This is a genomic window from Oceanobacillus damuensis (assembly GCF_001618145.1).
Lineage (GTDB): Bacteria > Bacillota > Bacilli > Bacillales > Amphibacillaceae > Oceanobacillus > Oceanobacillus damuensis.
Genome location: NZ_LQNF01000034.1, coordinates 14,812 through 40,554, shown reverse-complemented (window position 1 = coordinate 40,554; position 25,743 = coordinate 14,812). Strand labels below are relative to the sequence as shown.

The following is a 25,743-nucleotide window of genomic DNA, read 5'->3' as shown; positions in this document are numbered from 1 at the left end:
TAATCCTTGTTGTATTAGTAGTTTCTACGATATGGACAAAAACATAACTATTCATAAATGCACACGGGCAAAAGAAAAAGTGGTGTTTGTGGGTTCTGAGCAAGCAATCCAGATGGCTATTAAAAATGACACTGTTGCACAGCGAAATAGTAAGCTGGCAGAACGTATACAAGGTTATCTCAAAAGGAAGGAGAAAAAGTCGATGTGATAATAGTATGAAACAGTCATCAGAGCTTCACAATGTCAATTTAAGTTCCGTATCGCAGGAGGAAAAGAAAGCCAATGATCAAGGCTATGGATTATATAAGCTAAGAGATAAGAACAAAGCAAGGTTCTGCCAGGCTATCCAGGAAAATTTAAGTGCTATCATCAAGGCAAGACATTTGACCAACAGTGAAATCGGGGTGTTATTATCTTTAATGCCTTTGGTGCAATTGCATTCAAACGCAATTATTGATCATAATAACAATCATTTTTTGAGCATATCAGAAATAGCCCGTTATTTAGGTAGGGAAAGGTCTGCAACAAGTAAAATTATTACCCAATTGTTAAACAAAGGAATGCTTTTTGAATTTGCAGACGTACAGGAAATCAAACAATATAGACGAAATGTTACCCAACGTCCGTTATTCATGAATCCAGAATTAATCTATGCGGGCGATCGTAACCGAATAAATGCAACGTTAGCAAGACTGGTAATGGAATTTGATAAGCTGGAGCGGCAAAAGGTTTATTTGGAGTGGAAGTTATGGTTGAAAAACGGTCATGAATTCGGGAAATTATATCGGCGAAGAACCTATCTTGATTATAAGAATGGAAATAAGAAGGGGTAAGTATGTACAGGGGGTGTGTCAAAAAAACCACACATGTGTGGCATTTTAACCACACCTTAAAGGTACTATAGACGTTTATATAACAACGGATTAAGCCGATTTTAGTGAGTGTTCCCTTCTCACTCTCTTAATATACGATTGTCTTCAATAATGTGAGCGAGGTACTAGATTAGAGTTTCCTATTCACCAAGGCTAACATTTATTCCATTGAATAGTGATGATAAACAAGTGTGGAGACTATTGGGCTGGTCTAAAAATAACCACATGGTGAGGTGAGTTAATAGTGAAAAATTATATCGCTTGTAATATATGCAAAAAACAGGTTGATGACGGTGGGGTTAAGAACAGTCAATTTTTTTGCCATGATTGTTTAGATTGGATTACTCAGCTGGAGGAAGAAATTAATAAAGCATTCTACAATAGCCTGAAAATAGAGAGCCACTCCTAATGGAATGGACAACACACATGTTATCTGGCACAGTTGCCGGATATATGATAACAGGTGGAGATTTGCGGGGAGCCTTCATAGGAGGGCTGGCAGGTGTAATTCCCGATATGGACGAACATAAGTCAAAGTTTGGCAGACTACTCTATCCAATCTCCTATCCACTAAATAAATTGGTTGGACATCGAAGTCTGACACATTCCCTGCTATTTGTATTTATGGTAGGGATGATTTTTTGGCCTTTTTCGGACTTCTGGTTCTGTGCTTCATTGATGGCAGGAATTATCGCACACATTGTAGGTGACATGCTGACTGGAAAGGTGAAGCTATTTTATCCAGCCCAAAAGGTAGTCGGTTTTAGCGTCAGCCCCCTAATGTTTACATTAATTGATAGAACGGCTGCTGTCTTATTGATTGGATACATTTGCCGGGAATTATTGAAAACATTCGTTTGATGCCAATTTTGAGCAAAAGTATCGATATTGTTAGAAATCTACATTAAAGGAAAACCATGAAAGGAGATATGAAATGGAAAATGTAGCGGTAGACCTAGGTTATGGATATGTAAAAGCAATTGCCTCATCAGGTAAAAGAGTTGTTTTTCCTTCCCTTGTTGGAAAAGGATATGCACGGAGTCTTACCAGTGTATTGGGTGATATTCCAAGGGATATGAAGAATATTCATCTAACCATTCAAGAGGATGATTATTTCGTGGGAGAACTGGCAACCGAGTCACGATCTGTTTCCCGCATATTTGAAAGAGAACGGTTCAGTCATGTATATACCAAGATATTATTAAACACCGCCATTCAGTTGGTGTCAGATTCAGAGATTATTCATCTGTCAACCGGATTGCCACTGGACTTCTATCAGTCTCAGGCAAAGGAATTTCGGCAGTCCGTTCAGGGGATGCAGCCCGTAGTCCATTGGCTTACAGGTCCTTTTGAAAAAAAGGAGAGGCGGATAAATATCCGTCAGGCGTTGGTATTTCCTCAAGGGGCATCGGCAATCTTTTCTGCTTTGATCAATCATGAAGGGAGATATACGTATCCCCATTTGATGAAGGAAAGCAGTTTGATAGCGCTTATTGACATTGGGTTCCGGACAACGGATTTTGTAGTTGTGGAAATACAGGAGAATGGCTCTTTCATCCCAATGGCCAAACTATCAGGAACTGTCGATGAGGGGGTTATCAATCTCCATCGGGATATTAGACAAGCATATAAAGTGCAAACTGGTGGGGCAGATTTAAATGAATTTTTCATCAGTCGGATACTAACAAACGAGAATTTAAGATATAAGGGGAAAAGCCTGGATTTTAGCGGTGTTATTTATAAGAGCAAACAGTCCATTGCAGCCAATATTGCAGACCGTCTGAAAGCTGTCTGGGCTGAAGAGAGTGACTTGTTTGATGGATTATTTCTAGCCGGTGGAGGTGGTGAGCTATTTGAGCCATTCATCCAGCCACACTTTGATAATCGGATGGAAAGAATTAACGAATGCCAATTTGCCAATGCTATCGGTTATTTGCGGTTAAGGAAAGCCATATTCGATCAGCAACAGAAGAAAAAGCTGGGATAATTTATGGGAGAGACCTGGAAGAGACGATATAGTTTTCGTTTAACGGAAGATGATATAGAAATCAATGATTTTATGGAACAAATACCTGCACGTAAAAGAAGTGAAACCATTCGGAAGATGCTTACAATCGCATATCGCCATATGCAAGCGGAAATGGCAGAACAGAGGGACCTTCAAAAAGTAATGGCTGAATTGACAGAAATGAAAGAAATGCAACAACAGGTAATGGAAATGTTGGAAAGGGGAGTTTCTCCAACAAGCAATAAATTCCCACAAGAACAGGAGGGTGCTGTAAGTAAGGATGCTGTATTCGATACAGCCCAATCATTTCTTTCTTCGTTTGGCATCGATATGAATGCCTAGAGAAAAAGGGGCGTAAGTGCATGGAAAGTTTAAATACATTATCCGATGAACTGCTGATGGAGGCTTATCAAAAGGCGCAGGAACTGAGACTAGATGAAGATTTTATAAATCTCTTAGAGAGAGAGCTGGAAAAGCGATCAGGCAATCTAGATAAGAAATAACGGTATTGACGAATATCCGGTAAGGAGGTGAAGCCAATGGATAAAATGTCAATCGAACAGACTTATGACAGTTATTTGGAGATGATTAGGATAAACCGTGAAAGGAAAGTGCTCCAACATAAACAGGATAATCACACAGGGAAGTTTCACAGTTTTTTTCGACATGGACTAACCTATCGGCAATTCAAGAAAGCATCATTGATTATTTTAACTGCATGGTTTGTTTTTGGGCTATTTCTTGCACTTCTGACTACCGGCTGGATGGCAGTTCTTTTCTTTCCGGTCTCTATTATCGTGTCAATCGTATTTGCGTTACCAAAAGCATTGTTGCTTATCGTGTTATTGGGTATTTTTAGCGGTTGTTGCAAATTCTACAACCGATATTTATCGAAGCTGAAAAGACTCAGACAGAAGCATTCTAAAATTCAACAGAAGTTGAGTCAGCAATCCATTGTTCCGAGAGAACTTCAACAAAAGGATACATTGGAAAGAATGGTGTCTGTTTACAATCGGTCAGAAGATACTCAAGCGGATGAAGTCATTCGGTGGTTCCAAAGGAGGGAGAAAAATAAACAAATTTATCCTGAAAAATTAAAACGAGCAAATTTTTGAAGATACTCTGCTGAATGTAGTGGGGGTATTTTTATTTTGAGGAAAAGGGTGATTTTTAAGTCATTCTCTGTCAGTAACTATCTAGTTAAAGGAAAGGAGTTTTAATGTGATTCGGTTTTTATTGGGAATTGTTTTAGGGATATTTTTATTCCTTATTGTTGGAAGTGTTGTGTTGGAAGAGTTTCCTAGTATTCAGCCACTTTGGGAGGAATTTAAACAACATATCGTAAACCTTTATGATATGTCACTCGTTCGATATGGAGCAATCACAACATTTCTTATCATCATTGCTATTTTTGTTGTCTTCGGATCAAGTAAGCGAATTTAACGATAGGAAGGAGCCTTGTGTTGTGACAAAACCTACGAAGAAAGGTAAAGGAAATGTGAGGAATGGGATTACATGGCTACAAAAGTTAAAGCATTTTATTACTAGTAATGAAAAACCAAAAAAAGAAAAAGTGATCAAACCAAAGACGCATGTTTTCCGAAAGTTAGGTGCAATTGTTTTTTGGTTGTTGTTTCTGTTCATGTTTTTAGTCGTTATGGTGTCCATCACATCAAAACCACCCTCCCCCAAAGCGAAAGTGGCTGAGAAAGAGATTACAGTGAATCCTGCAACCAAACCAGAGGCGGTACAATTCGCTCAAAATTTTATCAGGGATTACTATACATGGTCCAATGACAGTGAAGGATGGGAGGAAAGATCCGATCGTTTATATTTCTTCATAGCGAAAGGATTAGATGAACAGGCAGGACTGATAAAAGAGAGTGTTGCTTGGGATGCCGTATATAAAAATAGTGCCATTAAGCAGATAGAAGAAATAGATAGCAATTCAGCTCATATGACGTTTAAGGTTTGGGCGGAGATGTCGCGTGAAGTGGAAAATGAAGTAGAAGTCGAAAAAGAGGATGAGGAAGGAAAGAAGAAAAAAGTTAACGAATTGAAGTCGGAAACGGAAACAAAGGCATTGGTCAAATTTTTGGTGGTTCCCGTTACGTTTAATGGGAATACGTATGGCGTCTATGAATTGCCTTCTATTACGTATATCGACGAAGCGACAGATGTACAGATGCAACAAGTTTCCAATTACACCTCCGAAAAAGACGGTAATGAAATTAGGCAGATTAGTAACTTCTTGAATACATTTTTTGCTAGTTACGCAGAAGATGATAAAGAAAGGCTTAGTTACATTCTTACGGATAAGGAAAACCCAAACGGAATGAATGGTGCAATGAATTTTGTAGAGGTAAAGGAAGTAGATGTCTATGAAGGGGATTCAGAAGATGAGAATCATGTTATTTCGAAGGTTACTTTTGAGGATCCCGAGTTAAAGACACAAATAAATTCGCTTTATCATTTAACCGTCACAAAAGAGAAGGAACACTATGTGGTATCAGAGATAAACACTAAAAAAAATGATTAAAGGGAGGTTTTTAAGTGAGTATAGGTCCATTATGGGAGTGGTTTTCAGTCGAAGTGAAGTATGTACTGTTCTTTGCGATGGCAATTTTACTAATCGTCTGCATTGTTAAGAGAGCCTGGATTTTGCTAGCAGTTTCTATTATTGGGTTAGCGTTCATCGCTATATTCGTTATTAACCCGGAGACGATCTTGACTCTAGCTGAATGGATGAGTAATAAACTTAATATAGGTGGATAAAATTTAGGGCAGTCCTTACTTTTTGGAAGGTCTGTCCACTACTTTAATGAGGTGAAACCATGGATAAAGAAAAACGACGTATACCATTGTATTTTATCAATAATTTTTTAAAATTCGACCGGAAGATTTATCAGATTTTCGGCTTGAAATTAGGCAGACCCATACCTTTAAAAGGAGTTTTATATGCAATAAGCCTTGGATTAATCGAAGTTATCTGGTATTTCACACCTGTCTTTGGTGAGTTTATCAAATGGGTTCCGGTTGGTATATTGATGGTAATACCGATTACACTTGCTTGGCTGTTGACTGATATTGGAACGGAAGGTCGTTTACCAGTTGCTTTCTTTCGTTCGCTCGCATTGTACCATATGCGCAAGTTAAAAAGTGTAACATATGTACGTGGAAAAGAGATACAAAAAGAGACATCACTCCAATTTCATGGTCATTTTACGTATGGCATGAAAAAGGAAGCATTAAAGGAAAAAAGATACGGATATAAAGGATTTGTAACGTTTAAATAACTATTTAATAGGAAGGGAGAACTGACACGTTGCCTAGAATACTGGAGTTCCCGATTAAGCATGTGGAAAATAATTTGATTTTTGCCCATGATCAAACGGTGTGGGCTTATTATCGCATTGATGGTTTCAGCTATGACTTTCTTGATTTTGAAGATAAAATGAAGCCATTTCAACGCCAACTATCATTTCTGTCTAACAACGGACATGATTTACATTTCATTATTGATCCAACACCAACGAATGTAAGTGATATCATGAACCAGACCATCAACGAAATGAACCAACTGGACTATGCGTTGAAAGAGAACGGAATTGATTTCATGCGCCAGGTGGAAGCTCAATTAAATAATCAACGCTCTAAAAATGAAGCGGGGGAATATATACACTATATTGGAGTACAACTGAATCCGACTAAGAATAAATATCAATCTTCCAACGTTGGTAATAATGCAATTCTTGCATTCAAACGATTCTTGGAAGGGTTAAATTCACCTATTTATCGTGCGGTAGGATTGGATCCCTATGATATTCCATTAGAGATTATAGAGGCTTATCAAGAACAGGCACATGGTCTGGTGAACAACATCATCGATGGATTCTCTTCCATGGTGAAACCTGCCACGTCTAAAGAGCTGATTTATCTAATTGAAAAGACATATTCTGTCTCACCTTCCTATAATGATGTGCCCTTTAGAGATAACTTTTCTTCAGGGGAATTGGTGAAAGGAAAAGAATATAATAGTGATCAAATTCACGCTGCGATTCGTCCGAAACAAAAAGCATTTATTGACCTGCAGAATGCTAATATTGAGGAAATTGGACCAAAAACCTTGCTGTTAAATAAGGTAATTGATAATGAGATAGAAGGACTATATACACAATATTTGATATCCAGTAACATGGAAGATATAAACGCTCATCCTGGATTTGAATGGCTCTATCATATTCAATGCCGTATGCCTTTTCCTGTTGGTATTTCCATTCGGGCCAACCACCAATCCAACCAGTTGGTACGCAAACGGTTATCAAATGCCCGTCTGGAATTCAAGGATCAGAGGCAAGAAGCACAAAAAGGGGAAGAAAACATTGATCTGAGTGTTGAAGAATCTGAGCAAGGGGCAATACAGATAGAAAACTATTTTAAACAGACAGCCCAGCCGGCATACAATTGTTCATTCGTCTTTAAGGTGAGTTCCAAAGATAAGTCAACTTTAAAAAACCGAGTGGATAAATTGATTAGTGAATTATCTAGATTCGGTATTACAGTTCTATCACCATATGGAGAACAATTAAAATTATTAATGGAAACTATTCCAGGTTCAAAAAGGTTTAATTTGGACTATCCAATGCATGTTTCTCCTAGCATACTTGCAGGCATGATGTTCGGAGCCACCACCAATATTGGAGATAACAGAGGATTCTATATCGGCTATACGAAACAATTTCAAAAGCCAGTATTTATTCAGCCTGATTTAGCAGCTAAGGCATACGAAAGCATGAATAATGTTTTTGACTCCATTTCTGTGCTTGTTGCAGGAATGACAGGAAAAGGTAAATCGTTTCTTATGAACTTGTTCGTATATCTTGCCGCATTGACAGGTTCACAAGGTCTAATCATCGACCCAAAAGGAGACCGTCGAGGGTGGAAAGAAGGATTGCCTCATATACCAAAAGAACATATCTCTGTATGGGATATTGGTTCACACGAAGAGGATGCTGGTTCACTTGATCCCTTCCGTACAAGTGCAAGTTTGGAAGAGGCAAAGGATGTTTGTATGGATATCCTATCTCACTTAACCAATATTGATATTCATGATGATGCGTATGCTGTATTAAGTGAAGCAATCGAAGAAGTTTCCAAACAAGAGGACCCATGTATTGGGGGTGTCATCAACTATTTAGAAGTGCAATGTACAAACAAATCAAACAGTATAACAAATCAACGTTTTAAATCTGCAGAACAATTAAAAGGCACTTTAGAGACCTTACGAAGAAACCAACTTGCGCGACTGCTGTTTGGTGAGGTTGGCCAAAATTATAAAGTGCTGGAATCAGATAAATCAATTCAAGTGCTGATGGTTCAATACTTGAACTTACCTGGCAGTACGGCGAAAAACATTCGTCCGCAGCATAAAATTTCAGAAGCCATTATGATATCTCTGACAGCGTTTACCAAGCAATATATGTTCAAGAGTGACCGTATGAGACATAAATTTATTTTACAAGATGAAGCTAGTGTAATCGAAAGAAGTTCTATTGGATCTGAACTTATGGACTTTATCGTACGAATGGGACGATACTATAATACAACATTGATTAAAGGCTCACAAAACGCTTCTGACTATGGACAAGATGTAGCAAACATGGGAATGAAATTCAGTTTTGGGTTACGTAAAACGGAAGAAGCATTAGAGATGCTAAATTATTTTAATCTTCCGGAAACACATGAGAATATAGAAATTTTAAAGAATCTCGGTCGTGGTGACGCGTTGTTCCAAGATATCTTTGGAAGATCGGCAGTCATTCATATTAATCCTGTGTTCCGAGAGTTATTGAATGCATTTGACTCCTCTACCTCTACAGAAGAAGAACGTCAAAGGGAGCTGGTGCGAACTTCGTAAATTAATGAAAGGAGTTACTATCGTGAAATTAAACAAAGCTTGGCTGTTAGGTTTTACCTTTATTGCATGTGTATTGATTGTCGGATGTAGTTCTACTGATGAAGGAAATGCCAATACAGGTGATAATTCGGCTAACGAAAAGCAAAGTGAAATGGAAAAGGTATTTGAAGAAACTGATAAAATTGCATTGGAATTCTATAAGGCCGGATTTGAATTGAATATCCCAAAGGTTTATGAAATGCTCTCACCAAATGGGAAAGACACTATTGGTGAATTTGTAATGGGAATGGAAGGTAATGAATTAGATGTACCTGCTGATCAACTAGTTGAAGATGAAAACTTTAAAAACTATAAAAAACAGAATCCTGATAAATTTAAGGAGTTTGAAAAACTTAATGATGAATACGAGTTACGGAGGTATGATAACGTCTATGATGAAGAAAAGAAAGAGATTATCTATAGAGTTGAGCCTTGGTATGAATATGAAACCTTTGATAATTCAAATGATTACAATTATATTAGTTTGAAACAAAATAATGATGGGGAATGGGTCGTGAAAACATTTCTAGAAACAATTATTCCTGATAGGATATCAGATAAAAATTCAGGGACTATTATCCATCCTTATAAAGAAAGTGAAGAACCAATAGAGGATGAATACGGATTTGATGATTAATAAATATAAGTAAATATGAAAGGAGGTACAAGGCCTAAGACAATCCCTAATATAAAGGGATTATTTTTTTATTGCCTAAAATTATGAAACTAAACTTTAAAGTTTTTGCTGCTTTATTTTTATCTGCGTTTTCAGTATGTATTATTTTGATACATCCAAGTCTTATTTATGCCGAGGAAGCCTCTCAACAGCAGCTAGGCGAGTTTAAAGATGAGGAAACATCATACTATTACCTAGATGCTGTTCCAGATGATTTTGGTGAAGACAAAAGTTTATGGGAAAACACTAAGAATAAATTTTGGTTTTTAGATATGAAAGATAATTTTGGTAAAAAAATGAATGAACTGTTTAATTTTTTGATTAATACTGCATTTGAATTAAATTTGCTTATGACCCGTATGATGATCTCTACTTTAGATATTGCTTATGACTTTGAGTTTGTAGATAGTATCATTAACAAATTGAGTGAAATTATGGCTCCGATTTCTGGTATTACAGCAAATGGTAAAATATCAGAATCAGGGCTTTTTGGGAACTTTGCTAAATTTGTAGCCATACTAGCGGTGATTTACGCAGTTTATATGCTTTTATGGAAACGCTCTATGTTTAGTTCACTTTCTACGATTCTTCAAACTATTTTTGCACTCACTATTGCAGTACTGCTGTTTACCAATTATTCCTCATTCCTAACAGGATTGAATCAGGTAACCACTGAAGCAAGCCAGCTAATTATTTCGGGAAACCAAAGTCAAGTTGAAACCAGTAATCCAACTGAAACCAGCCCAATTGCTACGAATTCTCCTACTGGTTTAAACGAGGAAAATCTTAAACAAAAAATGAGAGATAATTTATGGTCAATGTTTGTAGACCGACCGTATCTTTATATGATGTATGGAGTAACAAGTTTGGAAGAAATAAATAAAAATGGTAATGAACAGCAAGCAATTCAACGAGTAAAAAACATTCTGAAGAAAAAACCTAAGACAGAATCACGCTATGAAGAAATTATAATCGAAAAAGATGTAAATAAAAATCAATTTGTTACGTATAGCAATGTAAGTAAGAGGCTATCATTCACACCAATGTACCTGTCAATTAACGGTATTACTTCAATTCCAATTTATATTTTAGCCCTGACGCTCATTTTGTTTCAATTCTGGTTTATGATTATAGCTCTCTTTGCTCCATTTGCTTTACTTGTTGGGGCAGTTCCCGGACAGTTCAACATTATAAAACGTTATTTTATTGAACTTGGTTTACCAATGGTGTTAAAGATCTTAGTTTCCTTTGCAGCATTGGTAATTTTTGCTTTGTCCGAGTTGCTCTATCAAACAGACTTTGCGATAAACAACAATAATGGGAACGCCTTTTTTAGCTATATTACAGTGGCGATTATCCATTTTGTGTTGTTTATGCTTATATTCCTTTTGCGTAAACGTATTAGCAACATTTTCTCGGCAGGATCCAAAGGGATTCACGAGCTAAGAGATGGGATGGGCACAGTTACCAATCCACTAAAAAAAGGAGTGCAAGGTGTAAGCACAGCATCAGGTGCAGCTATTGGTGCAATGGCAACAGGGGGTGTAGGAGCCATGTCAGGTGCTAACATCGGAAGTTCTGTAGGGAAAGTGGCTACAGGAGAAGGAAGTATTGGCGAGGTAGCTAGGAATGGCATACAAGCTCAAAGGTCACTTCAATTAGCATCACTGAAAAAGCAAAATGGAAATTCAGCATTTCCCAATCAAGTTAATCAATTAACGGATGATGGAGCAAATAACCTTAGTAACTTTATGAATGAAGAAATGACAGAGAAATATACAAAAGAAAAAACGGATGATGTCATTGACGTTTTTGATAAAGAAGGTATTACAAATGTGTCCTTAAATGAATTGAAAACTGTCCATGCCAATCTTGTAAAGGATATGGAAAAAGAGGGGACGTTAAAAGACGATTATTCCATTGCAATGGCAAAAGGAGTAAAAGAATTACAACGTAACAATGAACTAAGCAATCAAGCTGAAAATCTTGGTAAAGTAGAAAGATTACGTTCGATCCCAACTGCAAATGAATGGGTCGAAGATACACCAAACATGTATGCTAACCAAACAGCTCATTATCAAAAACCAGCCGGTAAAACAAGCTTGGCTCCAATTCCAGAGGCCAATAATTGGATAGATGATACCCCTCATATGTATTCAACTGTACCTATTGAAGAAACAAGAGAACCTTCAGAAAGAGAAAGCGACAATAATAATCTATACAAAAGAACTACCGAGAAGAATATGCCAAAAATGTACGATAATGACTATGCTGATTTAATTTCAATGGAAGAAAATATGCCCTTACCACCTGATCAATTTGACAATCAACCGAATGATTACGGTAGTTTAAAGAAAAGAGGTGAGTAAAGTTTGAGTCTTCGAGTTAAAAAAATAATCGTTTACACATCAATGGGGGTTGGTGCAATCCTCATTGTTTTTAGTGTTTTTATCGGTTCAAAGGAAAGGTATAACAATCAAAATAAGTTAGAGGATTCGGTAGAGCAGAATGAAAATGATAAAACCATGGAAAATGTTACTCAATACCAAAAGGTGAAACAAATACGGAGCACCGATAAAAATGAAATTGCAATAAAAGACGAAACAGGTGGTAAGGTGAATAAACCCATGGATGGAGATTATGAAGGCTTTGAAGAGATTGTTCCGCAAAAGGTAGATGAATCTCAATTCCCTCCCACATATCAACATATGTATGGAAAAGAGAGCGTTGCAAAATCAAAAGAAATCGCCAAAGAATTTGTGAAGATATTTTACAACTTCAATGGGAAATATCCTTTGGAATATGTGGAAGCGAGCAAGAAATATATGACGGTGGATTTCTACAATCGGTGGCAGCAACAGCCTGAACAAGGAACAATAAGTAAGATGTATCGAAAAATTATACACACGGAAATATTTGAGCCTTTTGATACACCGGAAACGACAGATGAGATTATTTGGATAGCAAAAATTGAAGGAGAAATATTAGATTACCATAAGAAAAAATCAGAAAGGATAACTGAAATTTATACACTCTTACTGAGAAAGGAAGATAAAGAATGGAGGGTGGCAGATCTTTTAATCAATGCACCTTTTTAAAGGTCAGGAGCAGAAAGGGAGGAGTATAAGGTGTTTTGAAGAAACTCTTTATCGTAGGAATACCGCTAGTCTTGTTGTTAATTATCATTATGATAATGGTGATTTTATTTTTTTCTATAGGATATCTCTTCTTTGATTTTGGATTAGATGAATTTAACGAAGAAGAACCCGAGTGGGGAGTTGGCCGCTGTACCCAAACTGGTGAGGTTGATATGGAGTTATGGAAGGAAATAATCGAACTACATGGGGGATATTTACAAAAAAGTGGTGATAAATTTCTGGAGGTTGCCGAAAAAGCCGGAATAGATCCTGTCCTGATGCTCGCTATTTCCATACATGAAACTGCAAGGGGAACTTCAGATGCATTGGTTTTCAGAAACAATCCTGGCGGTTTAATGAATCCGGATGGAAGTGGGTTAATGCGTTTTGACACACTGGACAAAGGAATTGAATCCATGGGAAAGACCTTGCATAACCGAATTATAAAGGACGGATTAATTACCATTGAAGATTTGGGAAGCGTTTATGCCCCCTTAGATGCTGCGAATGATCCTAATGGATTAAATCAATATTGGGTACCAAACGTAAACGATTATATTAATCAACTGGGTGGTCTTACGATGAATTGTGAAAACACAAATGAAATAGAGATAAGAGGAGAAACAGCATGGTTGGTACCCTATACTAAAACGATAACTTCAACATTTGGACAGCGTTGGGGAAAACTGCATGCGGGAATTGATATAGCTTCTCCAGGAATTTATGGTCAATCAATCGTCGCATTTCGGGAGGGTACAGTGATAGTAAGTGAATTGAGTGGAACGGTTGACGGTGGCTTGGAGAATGGTAGTGGCTATGGATATTTGGTGGTAATTGATCATGGCGATGGGATGAAAACAAGGTATGCACATCTAGCAAAAAAAGGGATTCCAACAGGAAGTAAGGTGAAAGCGGGTGAGCGTATAGGCCTTGTTGGCTCTACTGGACATTCCTCAGGTCCACATCTTCATTTTGAAATTTTACTGGATGATAAACCCGTTGATCCTTTAGGCTATCTGGAAGAATTCGATTTACTTTTACCGTCTGAATAATTGTCCGACGCAATGATAAGTAGCTAGTTCCTATGGTGAAAGGAATTTGCAATCTGAACGTCGGACGTTTTGTCTAAAAAATAATTAACTTCGAAAAAGAAAAATAGTTGTCCGACGTTGAAAATGATAAACAAGGATATACCAAGGAGTTACCAAGGCAAATCACGTCAGACAGAAAGGGGAAAAGAAAATTGTTGCAAACCCATTATTGGGAAATTCTAAAAAGTTTAGAAAGATTAAAGGAAGATACTATGCAGCGGATGCTTGAAATGGATTCACAAACAGCGGATGAAGGAATGAAATTCGAGAATTCACTTGCCAAAACCACTCCGTTATCCATAAATGGATATCCCGTGTTTCAGTTTTCTTATGACGGCATGTTGCCTCTTTACAAGGAAAACGACAGGGAATATCTACGGATCATTCGTGACTATTATTACCGAGTTACACTTGGGTCTTATGATTTTAGCTTGATCGAAACGCCCTTTAAGCATGCAGCGTTAGTAATACTTCATTACTTTACAGACAACAGAATCCGTGATCTCGACAATCGGAATCGCAAAGTGATTATAGATGCTATTCGGCATACAGCTTTGATTGCGGATGATAGTTGGAAAGAGCTTTCTATTGTAGAGGAAGGGCATCGAGATAAAGAAAATCATATCCAGGTGTATTTGCTTGAAAGGGACCATCTGATTAATTTTCTATCACATCTTAAAGGAAACCATTTTAATATGAAGCAAATGCAGAAGGCTGAACTAAGGGAGGTGATGCTGGAGCAACTGAAGAAAGAAAAAGGTAAAGAAAATGAACAGGAAAAAGGAGAGGAGGAGATGAATAAGATTTCAGATCTTTGGCGGTGACAATAAACATCATTGGACAGTGAATCAAATAAGCAACAGATATCCAATATTACATCATTTCAAAAAAACTAATATTGGATAGTCCAACATTAATGAATATTGGATATTTAAAAAAAGAGTGAAAATCATTGATATAGGCATTTTTACTCTACGAAATTGCACATCAGATGATAACTCAAAATGCGGGTAGTTTTGTTGAGGCAGTTCATAGTCACGCGGAGAAATGACGAAACGAAACAGCCCCACATGCACAGCAAAAAGGCAGGTGAAATCATGTCAACATCGAGCAATAAATCAGTCGTAAAAGAGCTCCAGTCACGGGATATTGACATCCTGAGAGGTCTCTATGAATATCGGGCATTAAGTACCGAGCAGATCATGCGTTATTTCCGTATCAGTAAATGGTACACCTATAAAAAGCTAACCGCCCTAAGGAATAGCGGTTACATTATCACCACCCCGATTAAAGGGTACAATCCCCATCAAAGTAGGCAGGGAAATTACCACCGCATCAGCGAGACGGGTATAGCCTGCTTGAGAAAGCAGGGCTATCCTGCAGAGCGTAGAGCTTATGACTTACGCGTTCGTATTCGTCATTTGCCATTTCTGCTTATGACGAATGACATATTGATGGCACTTTCGCAATTCAACTGGACCGTGGAAGACAGCAGGGCAGCAAAAAAGCGACATAACCTAAATCGTGGCGTGAATATACAGGGAATCTTAAAAAATGCATGTGATCAAGATTATGTGCTCTACTCCTTTTTGGAAAATACCAGTGTGAAGAATTTGGAAAAGATAGCTTCCGAGATTACTATGCACAAGTTTACGGACTATCTATTCATTTGCAGGGGAGGTGGTAGTTTCCAGGCAATCATCAACAGGTTCATTGACAGTGATGCCATGTTGAAATGCCAAAGTCTGAAGGTGTTTCCTAGGGGGCTTGGCAAAGATTATTTACGAGCCTTTGAAGGAAGTGCACAACAGTTCAATGCTTATCTGCAACAAGTGCATAACAGCACACTGTCCTTTAGAACGTCTTTTAAGAGACGAAAAAACTTTAAGGGCTTAGATCAGGTTGTCCACCATAATGGAGAAGAAAAGTACCTTGTAAACTTATTGGATACGGACCTGGTAAAAATCTATAACATGAAAAGATATCGGAAGGAAGATTACGAGATGGATGGACGTAAGGTGTTGGTGATTACCGAACCCCACTTGAAATCGATCCACCACAAGCTGTTGGAATCTGTCCACCATATCGACTATATGGAAATCACACAGGATGAAATTAAAGCAGCACTTCACAAGGATTGGAAAGGGAGGAGCAAATCATGACAGTTAAAAACGAAAGAGACGGTCTCACATATCCGGTCTTGGCAGAGCTCAAGGATATAACAAGGCTTACCAATGCAGAAGGGTCCCTGAATCTTGAGCTGGAAACCTTCAGCCCCAAAGTCCAACGGAAAATACTCAAAACGATGCGTGAATTGATGTCAGATGAAATGGTTTTTGTATTATCCGTAGAAAACATGACAAGAAGAATACGATAGGAAACACTTTTTCAATATAGCTAAAAGGAGACGTTCATCATGGAAAATGAAAATCGTATAATGATCGATTGGCAAAATCCAGATGGAATGGAGATTCAGTGTCATCCGTCCAAGACACAGCAAGATGTACTGAGGAAACTGAATGAGGCAATTGCCATCATGAATAAGGCGCCACAGCAAAAGAAAGTCTATCAAAAATCCGATTACTACACTAATTCCATCAATCAGGAGAAGGAATCGACCAAGGTTGTCTACAAAACTTCTAAAGAGGAAATAAATATAGGAGAATATATAGAATCCACGGAGTACCGTCTAAACGGTGCTATTTTTATGCACTTTTAGTGAGAGGGGAGGAAGATATGCTCACTTTTTTAACATTATCTGCATTTGTTATTGCTCTCGCAGGGGTTGTCTTCATGCTTAGGGGAGTCGTCATACCAGACCCAATTCTTACATTGGTGGCGAGTACTGCGATATTGGTAAGCTACTTCACTTTGAAGAAAGTAACGGACACCAGGAGCAACAAGTTGGATCGACTCATGGCTTTGACAATGACGTTATTTGGCATCATGGCAACCGCAAGCTTCATATATGACCATTGGCAGTGGGAGTCTCTTGTCACGGATAGCTTCATGCTGAAACTCTCCCTTATAATTTTCGGGATGATCGGCATCTATATGAATCTAGTGTACATGCGGGCAGAAACTGCTTACCGGAAGAAACGGGGAAATCAGCGCATTAAAGAAAAACCAGCCGAGGGGTATACGGAATATAAAAAGGAATTTAAAAAGTCCAGACTTAAGAAAAACGAAGACATTGTCACGGTACTGGGAAATTCGATGGAACATGAAGATGTTCCGATCATTTGGAAGGGAAAAGATTTTTATACGCACATGCTGGTTGTCGGAGCCACACGCTCCGGAAAAACAGCATCCATCCTGGAGCCGATGATCTATCAGTTACTGCTTCAAAAAAAGCAAGGGAAGAAACTTGGCCTATCGGTTATTGAACCCAAAGGGGCGTTCGCAAGGAAAGTGAAGGCATTCTGTGACGAGATGGATATTCCTTATATCTATATAGATCCGGAACGCATCGATGAAAGCAATTGCTTCAATCCAATGGAAGGGGAAATCAACGACGTGGCAGAGGCGACTGTCGTGGTACTGAAAGGATTATTTGGAAAACAGGATGCCTTCTTTGCCACGGTACAGGAACTGTCGGCCCGGAATGTGACCAAACTTTTAAAAGAACTTCATGGGAATGATATGGACATCATTGATGTCATGAACACGTTGCGTGACACATCCGTACTCAAGAAAAAAGTGGAAGACCTAAAAGCACGGGACGGGGTGACCGATCTCGTTCATTTCTTTGAAGCGGAACTGCTCGGAAGCATGGCAGATAAATACCGCCAGTTTGTCATTGGGCTTCGTGCGCAACTGGAGAACATTACAAGTAACGATATGCTCCGTCAAATCATGACGGGAAGGAGTGATATAGATATTGATGAGCATTTTGCAGAAGGCGGTGTGCTTATCGTCAATACTTCCCTTGGGAAATTGAAGTCTGCCGGGGATGCATTCGGACAATTTATTATCATGCACTTGCAGAACGGAACATTCCGACGTGAAGGTACCGAAAAATCACGTGTTCCACATTTTATGGTGGTGGACGAATACTCACGCTATATCAATCCGGATGTGGAAATTTTTTTATCTCTTGCTGCCGAATATAAGGTTGCAGGAATCTTGGCGACCCAATCCCTCGGGCAGCTGGAAATCGAATCGGGGAAGATTGGCGCAAAAGCAATGAAGAAAACAATCATGACCAACTGCAGAAACAAATTATGTTTTGGTGGGGTGTCTTCCGATGATGCACAGGAATTCGCGGATGAGTTTGGCAAGGACAAAATCATTGTGCGGCAATCCACCTACAAACATCGACTATGGATGCCGGTTCTTTTTCCGGAAAGCTACCGGGATACGGAATCAGAGGAATACCGCTTTGATCCAACCGATATCATGGATAGCTTGCCGAAGTATAATTACATTCACAAAATGATGTATGACGGGCAGATGCAAAAGCCATCGCTTGCAATGGGAGATATTGTTCCGGAAAATTGGCAAGAGCGACGGGAATGGGAAGATAAACGTGTAACAACTAAACTAAAAAAATCTGGTGCAACACTGATAAAGCAAACGAAATGTATTTTAAATAAGAAAATATATAACGCCCAGCAAGATAAACCAAGTGAACTAACAAAAGACGTTTTAAATACTACATCATCTCAACAAAAACATTCCAAAAGTAAACAAGCCATTGAACATGATTCATTCAGCCCGCGAGAGCCACACGACGAGAGCCAACCGAAAAGGATAGGGAAAACAAGCACAAATCAAATCAATCAAACAAAGGAAGAACATGTTAAAACAGAAGAAGTACCTGTAACAACCTCTGGAAAATCACATGATAATTTTTGGTGACAAAGCTCTTTAGAAAAGGGCTTTTTATAATGGCGTTTTTAATGAAAATCTTAAAAATAAAGGAGCGATTTTAATGGCAGAAGAAATGAACAGTGTCTTGATTGAAGGATTCGATCCCACAAAAATGTTGAATCAGGGGATGGAAAAAGCGAATGAAGATTGGAAACAAGTTTATGGTGCCTACCAGAACCAAAAGATTCTCCAGGCACCAATTACCGGAATCGAAAACTTTGGTGCAGGTGAAAATGAAAAAACGTGTGCCATTGTATCGGTCGGTTCAATTCGTGGATTGATCCCCATGGAATTTACGGGTGCAGATAATCTTCGGCAGCTAAGAGGAATGACAGGAAAAACAGTAGCTTTTAAAGTACTCAATTATGACCGGGAAACAGAAATATTTACCGGTTCCCGTCTCGAAGCCTTGGAGCAAATGGCGGAGATCACGTTGCGTAAAGTGGAAGAAGAAGATATTATTCCAGCTGTTATCCACCATGTGGGTCAACATGTATTGCGTGCTGATATCGGTGGAATAGAAGTGGTTATTCCAATTGAAGACGTTCGCTATGGTTGGATTGATAATCTACAGGATGAATATAATGTTGGCGATGTTTTGAAAGTAAAAATACTATCTATCGACAAAGAAAAGAAGAAGGTGAAAGTGAGTTCCAAAGCCACCCAGGAAAATCCATGGCCGAATTGCACAAAACGATACCAAAAAGGTGGCGAATATGTCGGTGTTGTTTCCGGTGTAAGGGAGTACGGTGTATTCATTAATCTGGAACCAGGCGTGGATTCCCTGGCTACTCACTTGAAGTTTCAAAACGTCAAAAAAGGCGACCGGGTATTAATCAGGGTGCAGAATATCAATGTGAAAGAAGAACAGGTGCGTACCCGTATTACCCGGATCTTGTAGGAGGTAGGTGTATGAACAGCCCATTCTCTCTTTCTCATGATTGGAAGCTGCACTGGAAACGAATACCTTCGAATATAAACCCACTGGGATATATTAACGGGGAATCACCAAAAGAAAGAAAGGTACTTCATGCATTGGCAGCAGTCGGTATTATCGGGGGAAAGCAACTCTCCCGATTATTTTCCTTGGACAAAAAGCGATTACGCAAAATGGTAAGGGAACAGAAAATTATACGTCATGAATTGAAAACTGGAAACAGAATAATCACCATTTATTCGTTAGGGACAGTGGGGGCAAAGATAGCTGATGCACATGGATATGAAGTAAATTATTGGGTCGAATACTCAGTGGAGGATGTATTAAAGCGACTTCTATTTTTCGAACTATATCGCCATTTCGAATCCTCACTGATACAGCCAGCACCTGAACCGTTTATTGCCGCAATCAGTTATCAAGAAAGGCCCCTATTTGTCTATGTAGGTCGTGGTGATATGAGTGATTTAATGATGTTCTTGAAATGGCAACATAAAAGCTTTTCAGAGCGGATTATTGTCATCTCGGAAACTATCAAATATCTTGATTCTCTAAAACCTTATCTCAATAATAAAAAGGTACGAATGACTACCGATGAAGAGTTACTTTGTGAAAAACGCAGTATTGAAGATATGTTTTACTATTTAAATGATACTGGAGATTTTGTAAAGGAGGCCTAGATAGATTCTCTTATCAATATAGAAAATGGCATATCAATTCTTGAGAAGGATTGATATGCTGTTTCCCTCTTTATTTTAATCATAAGTTATCGAACAATCGGATGTTTTTGTTTAAATAAGTAAAGGAAAGCAAAAGGCGTTAGTATAAACCAAAAGGGTTCCATTATGAGGTGCATTTACAAAAAATACAACTCAAATGAGATTAAAATTGACAGATAAAAAGGCAAACACTAAATTAGACGACTTTTGTTATTACTAATGACAACGATATCGTTAAATTTTTTAAATATTATTAATATATGGTAAGATAACTTTGTGAAATATTGTTCTTAAACTAAATGGCAGAAGAGTACAAGAAGAAAGGGAAATTGTTATTTATAATAATTAATGAATATTGTGAAAAAATGGTATAATTAAAAAGTCTAAAAACTAAGTGACATAATTTTTAGGGAATAGTTTTTAAAGGAGGCGTTCATTATGACAAACAATAGAATTTCTATTATTAATGACTATAAGGGGTTAACGACTAATTAAAAATTGTTTAGCGTTTCCCCGAATTTTGAAAGGGGAAAATTATGAGTACTGAAAATGTAAAAATCGTAGAATTAAATGCAGAAAACTGGTACGACTGTTGTGAATTAGAGGTATCAACAGAACAAAAAGAATACATGGAGCCTAATGCTATATCAATAGCTCAGTCAAAGTTTGAGCCTACATTAAAGCCATATGCTATTTATGCTGAAGATAAAATAGTTGGCTTTTTGATGTACAATTCTGTTCAAGAAGAACTTGATGGTTATTGGGTATATAGAATAATGGTGGATAAGGAATTCCAAGGCAAGGGTATAGGTAAAGCTGCAACTAAGTTAATGATTTCAGAAATGGCTAAATTACCTAATGCGAAAAAAATTGTTGTAGGTTATCATCCTGAAAATTTGGGAGCACATAATCTATACTCGAGTTTGGGATTTATTGATAAAGGTGATAGGTTCGGTAAGGAAATGGCAGTTATAAAAAATGTAACCGAGTGATAGGTCGATAGAATAATTTAATAAGAAAGGACCATTATTTGGTTCTTTTGCTTTAAGGAGCGTGATGTTTTATGAAAAATATCTTAACAAAAAACACCTCATACACTATCAATAGGAGGAGTTCGTTTTAATAGTTAAGGACCCTCCGAAATATAAGGAGGAAATTTTTTGTATCAACTTAAGAAATTAGGGTTCGAATCATTTTTTAGTAATCAAATAAGAAACATCGATTATTCAATTGGAAGAGTAGCAACAAGCACGAACGGAATTCTCAAGGTACTTTCACCTGAAGGAGAATTTTATTGTCATTTGTCAGGAAAGGTGTACCACCATTCTTCAACTTCAAGAGATTTTCCGTGTGTTGGAGATTGGGTTTTGTTTACCCCTTTAATTGAAGAATACAAGGGTGTAATTAACCAGGTCTTGAAAAGAAAAAGTTTAATATCCCGTCACGCTGCTGGAGCTGTTAATGAAGAACAGTTAATGGCAGCTAACGTTGATTTCGTTTTTTTAGTAAATGCATTAAACAACTTGAATATCAGATTGATGGAGCGATACTTAGTACAGGTTTATGAAAGTGGAGCATCCCCTATTATTATTTTGACAAAAAAAGATTTAAGTGAAGACGTTGAAGCTAAAATAAAATCTGTTAAAGACATTGCTTTTGGTTCACCTGTTATAGCCATTGATACACATAATGATGAGATTGAATTTATTAGAGCTTATTTTAAAGAGGGAATTACAATTTCTTTATTAGGTTCATCTGGAGTAGGAAAATCTACGATAATTAATAGGTTATTAGGGAAAGATGTGCAAAAAACTCAAAGTGTGAGAGTAACCGATTCTAAAGGTAGACATACAACTACTCATCGAGAGTTATTTCTGTTACCAGATGGAGGAATCATTATTGATACTCCAGGAATGCGTGAACTTCAACTTTGGTCAGGAGAAGAATCTACAAGTGAAGTTTTTCAAGATATTTTGGATTTAGGCAATGAATGTAAATTCCGTGATTGTAAGCACGATAAAGAGCCAGGATGTGCTATTAAAGGAGCTCTCGATAGCGGATTAATTTCTAATGCACGATATAAAAGCTTTATAAAAATACAAAATGAACTCAAATTTTTAGACTTAAAAAGTAAGTATGGTACACATATCGGAACTCGAATTCATATGAAAAATCTCCGCAAAAAAAAATAGAAACTTGAGTATTGAAATTGAGTTAAAAACCGTCGATATTTTTACAAATAGGGGCTATTGTTAAAGAATATAGCCCCTATGTTATTAAACTAAATGGTGCAAGAGTTGAAGATAAATAAGTTGATCACATCACATCTTTCTTATTGTGCTAACATAAGCAGGTTTGTGGAAGAGGTATTAGCTCATCTTTTGACGAAAATATAAAGAGATTAGTAAAAATGGCTTAACTTGTAAGTGTTAAGGAGGAAAAATATTGAAACAAACTTTACTGATAATTGATGCTCAACAAGACTTGATGGAAGGCAATAATGAAGAACAAGGGGTTTTTGAGAAACAAAAAATCGTTAATAACATTAATACCGTAATTGAAAAAGCAATAAACGAAAGTATCTCCATAGTTTTTATGAGAGATTTAGATGTTTCGAATGGAGAAGGAACTGGATTCCAGATACATAAGGATATTAAAGTGCCATCCACTGCTTTCATATTTGATAAATCTGCTACAAATTCATTTTATGGGACTCCTTTACAAAAACATTTAAGTAGAAACAATGTAGAGCATCTTGTAATAATGGGATGCAAAACGGAACATTGTATTGATACAGCTGTTAGAACGGCAACAATCAATCATTTTGATGTAACATTAGTCGGGGATGGTCATTCTACTTCTGATTCCAAAAAATTAACTGCACAACAAATAATTCTTCATCACAACGAAACCCTTCACGGTCATTATAATGTAGACAATTTTTCAATCGTTAGGAATTCTAATGAAGATTTGTTTATACCTGAACACAATAAATATCGATAATAACCATATTCAACTATATGGTGCTTTAACACAACAATGAGATCGTCAATATGGCGGTCTTTTTACTAAAGAGAGCAAAATACTTCAATAAGGGTAACAATTATCTTAGTAAGTAATTATGCGAGGGGGGCTACCTAGTGAAGAGAACAGAAAAGAAGAGAAGTGAAGGACTTACATTAGTAAGTGTAATTGCAGGTGGGTTAGTGGGGTGGGTAATTAATGTTGGATTGAGTTTTTTGACTGATACTGAAATGACTCACCTTTATGGAATATCAATATTTTTAGGTGTTATTGTCGGTTTATTATGGGATATAGCAGATAAGTTAAATAAAGATTAAGTATAAATATTATAGGTGGTTATAATTTTGAACATTAATTTTTTTGTAATTGTGAATAATTATACTTAAAGTAACGGGTGCATTAGTTGAATATGAGATCGAACGGCAGCTATTTTTCCTTTTTTGTACTAAAGGGGCAGTATTGTTGAACAACCGTTTTATCAGTGATATGTAGACTGATAAATTATTAATAAGATAACAAGGAGGTGACTCCATTGAAAAATGGTCGTGACACTGGTTTGAATTATTGGAAGTTAAATTATAGAGGAAAGTTTATTAGAACCCTATGGATGATACCCATTGGTATAATAGCCATAATATTGCTATACATAGCAGATGCACCTATTCAGATAACCATTATTCTGAGTGTGCTAATTTTTGTTTCTACGATTGTACAATTGATTTATACCTATGTGAAATTGAAAAATGAATCTAATTCGGAATAACCTTCCTGTTCTAACTGGTGCGTTAATTCAAGAAGAATTAATGCTATTTTATATAGAAGATATTTCACTAAAGGAACAGTTTAGTTGAAGAAGGTTTTGTAATATAAAGCAAAATTTATAACCTATTTTGGAGGAGTGTATGAATATTATAAAAGCTGTTGTGTTTGACTTAGATGGAACTTTGTTAAACCGGGATGCATCAGTAAAAGTTTTTATTGAAAAGCAATACCGGCGACTAAATAAATGGATAAATCATATTCCAAAGGATAAATACATAACAAGATTTGTTGAACTTGATAATAGGGGTTATGTTTGGAAGGATAAAGTGTACCAGCAATTAGTGGATGATTTTGACATTACAGGTTTGACGTGGGATGAATTACTCCAAGACTATATCAGTCAATTTAAAGATAGTTGTGTTCCTTTCCCTAACCTCATTAGTACGTTAGAACAATTAAAGAATAATAATATTGTTCTTGGAATGATTACTAATGGGAAAGGGCAGTTCCAAATGGATAATATTAGGGCTTTAGGTATAGAAAAATACTTTAAAACAATTCTTATATCTGAATGGGAAGGAACGAAAAAGCCTGAACCACAGATATTCCTAAAAGCCTTAAATAAACTTGATGTTTTACCATCTGAAAGTATATTTGTTGGTGATCATCCAGAAAAAGATATTAAGGCTGCTCAAAATGTTGGTATGAAAGGTGTATGGAAAAGAGATTATCAATGGGGTAACGTGAAAGCAGATTTTATAGTAGAAGATTTGAAGGAAGTACCTTTAATTGTAGATAAATTAAGCCATCTTAATATAAAATCTTATTAAGCTAACGGGTGCATTGTTTAATAAGGGCATTCTTCCTGAGGTAAGACGCAACTATAAAGGGGGATAAAAAATTGAAATGTAATCAATGTCAAAATGAAATGATAGTAGATTGTGATGTTAATGTTGAAGGTGGAATGTATGGAATTAAAATAAGTAAAAAAAGAAAAGGACTTTTCAAAAGAGTATCTGCAAAACCTAAAGCAGCTGTTTGTTCAAACTGTGGTTATGTATCTTTCTATATTGACGAATATAAAGAGTTTGGTGAGTAGTGTAGTTACTTATTGTACTATCTGGTGCATTTCTCTAAGAAGGAGCTTTCATCCATATTATCAAAATAAAGGTGTAGAGGAGAAAGAAATACTTGAGGAGTGAGTTCGATTGCGTAGTAAAAGCAACAAATCTAATAACGAAAAGTTAATAGCTTACCGCAATTCTTTTATTACTGTTTTTTTTGCTTATGGATTTTTTGTGGTTTTTAATGATATGTTTCTAAAACTAGAATTTGATTATAAGTATATTTTTTCGGTGACATTTGTTTTAATGATAGCTGTTTTTTACATATCAATATTCATTAGTAAAATTAGAAAGAAGTAATAACTTTTGTTGTATAGCTTATTCAACTATTTGGTGCTTTAGTTGAATAAGAAAATTAACGTGGATCTCCTTAAGAGAGGTCTTTGTTGTGCAAAAAAAGTTACGGTACTTTCTCTAAAATGACAAGGTTACTGACTGCCGAATTGACATCATTTTTGACATAGCAATTGACACTGGTTTTGCTATTGTCATATGAAAAAGAATGCAAGAGTTGAATAAACAATTCATGAATAGTGGTTAAAGAAGAAGCATATGTTCTTGACACCAA

Annotated in this window: 31 protein-coding genes; all 31 read left to right on the top strand. The window is 36.9% G+C overall.

The features are described from left to right. On the top strand, positions 1-208 hold a 208-nt coding region (locus A4245_RS20235; RefSeq protein WP_234402437.1), incomplete at its 5' end, for a hypothetical protein. Positions 209-215: 7 nt separating this feature from the next. Then, a complete protein-coding gene (locus tag A4245_RS16460) occupies positions 216-833 on the top strand; it encodes a helix-turn-helix domain-containing protein (protein WP_067729910.1) in 618 nt (205 codons plus the stop codon). 283 nt (positions 834-1,116) lie between these two features. Next, positions 1,117-1,281, top strand: a complete 165-nt coding sequence (locus A4245_RS20230; protein ID WP_199860703.1) for a sigma factor G inhibitor Gin — start codon at positions 1,117-1,119, stop codon at positions 1,279-1,281. After that, a complete protein-coding gene (locus tag A4245_RS16455) occupies positions 1,281-1,733 on the top strand; it encodes a metal-dependent hydrolase (protein ID WP_067729908.1) in 453 nt (150 codons plus the stop codon). Before A4245_RS20230 ends, A4245_RS16455 begins: the two co-directional genes overlap by 1 nt. 73 nt (positions 1,734-1,806) lie before the next feature. Continuing rightward, a complete protein-coding gene (locus A4245_RS16450) occupies positions 1,807-2,859 on the top strand; it encodes a ParM/StbA family protein (RefSeq protein WP_067729906.1) in 1,053 nt (350 codons plus the stop codon). A 3-nt stretch (positions 2,860-2,862) separates the two neighbouring features. Next, positions 2,863-3,222 carry a hypothetical protein gene (locus tag A4245_RS16445; RefSeq protein WP_067729904.1) on the top strand — a complete coding sequence of 120 codons (360 nt, stop codon included), beginning with the start codon at positions 2,863-2,865 and terminating at the stop codon, positions 3,220-3,222. A gap of 20 nt (positions 3,223-3,242) precedes the next feature. Then, the gene (locus A4245_RS19810; RefSeq protein ID WP_084268842.1) at positions 3,243-3,383 is read left to right on the top strand and encodes a sporulation histidine kinase inhibitor Sda; all 141 of its coding nucleotides are present in this window, start codon (positions 3,243-3,245) and stop codon (positions 3,381-3,383) included. A gap of 36 nt (positions 3,384-3,419) precedes the next feature. Beyond that, positions 3,420-3,995: a hypothetical protein gene (locus A4245_RS16440; protein ID WP_067729902.1), complete on the top strand. Its 576-nt coding sequence runs from the start codon at positions 3,420-3,422 to the stop codon at positions 3,993-3,995. A 106-nt stretch (positions 3,996-4,101) separates the two neighbouring features. Then, the gene (locus tag A4245_RS20435) at positions 4,102-4,323 is read left to right on the top strand and encodes a hypothetical protein (RefSeq protein WP_067729900.1); all 222 of its coding nucleotides are present in this window, start codon (positions 4,102-4,104) and stop codon (positions 4,321-4,323) included. A gap of 22 nt (positions 4,324-4,345) precedes the next feature. After that, positions 4,346-5,419 carry a conjugal transfer protein gene (locus A4245_RS16430; RefSeq protein WP_067729898.1) on the top strand — a complete coding sequence of 358 codons (1,074 nt, stop codon included), beginning with the start codon at positions 4,346-4,348 and terminating at the stop codon, positions 5,417-5,419. A 14-nt stretch (positions 5,420-5,433) separates the two neighbouring features. Then, positions 5,434-5,655, top strand: coding sequence for a hypothetical protein (locus A4245_RS16425; protein ID WP_067729896.1), 222 nt, complete (start codon positions 5,434-5,436; stop codon positions 5,653-5,655). 59 nt (positions 5,656-5,714) lie between these two features. Further along, complete coding sequence (locus tag A4245_RS16420) at positions 5,715-6,176, top strand: TcpE family conjugal transfer membrane protein (RefSeq protein ID WP_067729894.1); 462 nt, start codon at positions 5,715-5,717, stop codon at positions 6,174-6,176. Between the two features lie 29 nt (positions 6,177-6,205). Next, complete coding sequence (locus A4245_RS16415; protein WP_067729892.1) at positions 6,206-8,797, top strand: ATP-binding protein; 2,592 nt, start codon at positions 6,206-6,208, stop codon at positions 8,795-8,797. A 22-nt stretch (positions 8,798-8,819) separates the two neighbouring features. Next, entirely contained in the window at positions 8,820-9,473 is a 654-nt protein-coding gene (locus A4245_RS16410; RefSeq protein WP_067729890.1) for a hypothetical protein, read from the top strand. A gap of 71 nt (positions 9,474-9,544) precedes the next feature. Continuing rightward, positions 9,545-11,881, top strand: coding sequence for a glycine zipper family protein (locus A4245_RS16405; protein WP_067729888.1), 2,337 nt, complete (start codon positions 9,545-9,547; stop codon positions 11,879-11,881). Between the two features lie 3 nt (positions 11,882-11,884). After that, the gene (locus A4245_RS16400; RefSeq protein ID WP_067729886.1) at positions 11,885-12,610 is read left to right on the top strand and encodes a hypothetical protein; all 726 of its coding nucleotides are present in this window, start codon (positions 11,885-11,887) and stop codon (positions 12,608-12,610) included. A gap of 35 nt (positions 12,611-12,645) precedes the next feature. Then, the gene (locus A4245_RS16395) at positions 12,646-13,701 is read left to right on the top strand and encodes a peptidoglycan DD-metalloendopeptidase family protein (protein ID WP_067729884.1); all 1,056 of its coding nucleotides are present in this window, start codon (positions 12,646-12,648) and stop codon (positions 13,699-13,701) included. A gap of 191 nt (positions 13,702-13,892) precedes the next feature. Continuing rightward, positions 13,893-14,564, top strand: coding sequence for a RusA family crossover junction endodeoxyribonuclease (locus tag A4245_RS16390; RefSeq protein ID WP_067729882.1), 672 nt, complete (start codon positions 13,893-13,895; stop codon positions 14,562-14,564). A gap of 273 nt (positions 14,565-14,837) precedes the next feature. Continuing rightward, a complete protein-coding gene (locus tag A4245_RS16385; protein WP_199860702.1) occupies positions 14,838-15,902 on the top strand; it encodes a replication-relaxation family protein in 1,065 nt (354 codons plus the stop codon). Further along, on the top strand, positions 15,899-16,117 hold the full coding sequence (locus tag A4245_RS16380) for a hypothetical protein (RefSeq protein WP_067729878.1): 219 nt from the start codon (positions 15,899-15,901) through the stop codon (positions 16,115-16,117). The genes A4245_RS16385 and A4245_RS16380 overlap by 4 nt, the downstream gene beginning before the upstream one ends. 39 nt (positions 16,118-16,156) lie before the next feature. After that, positions 16,157-16,459 (top strand): hypothetical protein, encoded by a 303-nt coding sequence (locus A4245_RS16375; protein ID WP_067729876.1) that lies wholly within the window; start codon positions 16,157-16,159, stop codon positions 16,457-16,459. 17 nt (positions 16,460-16,476) lie between these two features. Further along, complete coding sequence (locus A4245_RS16370) at positions 16,477-18,600, top strand: type IV secretory system conjugative DNA transfer family protein (protein WP_234402436.1); 2,124 nt, start codon at positions 16,477-16,479, stop codon at positions 18,598-18,600. A 73-nt stretch (positions 18,601-18,673) separates the two neighbouring features. Next, on the top strand, positions 18,674-19,513 hold the full coding sequence (locus A4245_RS16365) for a S1 RNA-binding domain-containing protein (RefSeq protein WP_067729874.1): 840 nt from the start codon (positions 18,674-18,676) through the stop codon (positions 19,511-19,513). A gap of 11 nt (positions 19,514-19,524) precedes the next feature. After that, positions 19,525-20,226 (top strand): hypothetical protein, encoded by a 702-nt coding sequence (locus A4245_RS16360; RefSeq protein WP_067729872.1) that lies wholly within the window; start codon positions 19,525-19,527, stop codon positions 20,224-20,226. 575 nt (positions 20,227-20,801) lie between these two features. Continuing rightward, positions 20,802-21,257 carry a GNAT family N-acetyltransferase gene (locus A4245_RS16355; protein ID WP_067729870.1) on the top strand — a complete coding sequence of 152 codons (456 nt, stop codon included), beginning with the start codon at positions 20,802-20,804 and terminating at the stop codon, positions 21,255-21,257. Positions 21,258-21,425: 168 nt separating this feature from the next. Continuing rightward, on the top strand, positions 21,426-22,457 hold the full coding sequence (gene rsgA, locus A4245_RS16350) for a ribosome small subunit-dependent GTPase A (RefSeq protein WP_067729868.1): 1,032 nt from the start codon (positions 21,426-21,428) through the stop codon (positions 22,455-22,457). 253 nt (positions 22,458-22,710) lie between these two features. Beyond that, positions 22,711-23,268 (top strand): isochorismatase family protein, encoded by a 558-nt coding sequence (locus A4245_RS16345; RefSeq protein WP_067729866.1) that lies wholly within the window; start codon positions 22,711-22,713, stop codon positions 23,266-23,268. A 137-nt stretch (positions 23,269-23,405) separates the two neighbouring features. Next, positions 23,406-23,606, top strand: a complete 201-nt coding sequence (locus A4245_RS16340) for a hypothetical protein (protein WP_067729864.1) — start codon at positions 23,406-23,408, stop codon at positions 23,604-23,606. Between the two features lie 215 nt (positions 23,607-23,821). After that, complete coding sequence (locus tag A4245_RS16335) at positions 23,822-24,052, top strand: hypothetical protein (RefSeq protein WP_067729862.1); 231 nt, start codon at positions 23,822-23,824, stop codon at positions 24,050-24,052. Positions 24,053-24,197: 145 nt separating this feature from the next. Beyond that, complete coding sequence (locus A4245_RS16330; RefSeq protein WP_067729915.1) at positions 24,198-24,881, top strand: HAD family hydrolase; 684 nt, start codon at positions 24,198-24,200, stop codon at positions 24,879-24,881. Between the two features lie 71 nt (positions 24,882-24,952). After that, positions 24,953-25,150, top strand: coding sequence for a hypothetical protein (locus tag A4245_RS16325; RefSeq protein ID WP_067729860.1), 198 nt, complete (start codon positions 24,953-24,955; stop codon positions 25,148-25,150). Positions 25,151-25,743 lie beyond the last annotated feature (593 nt).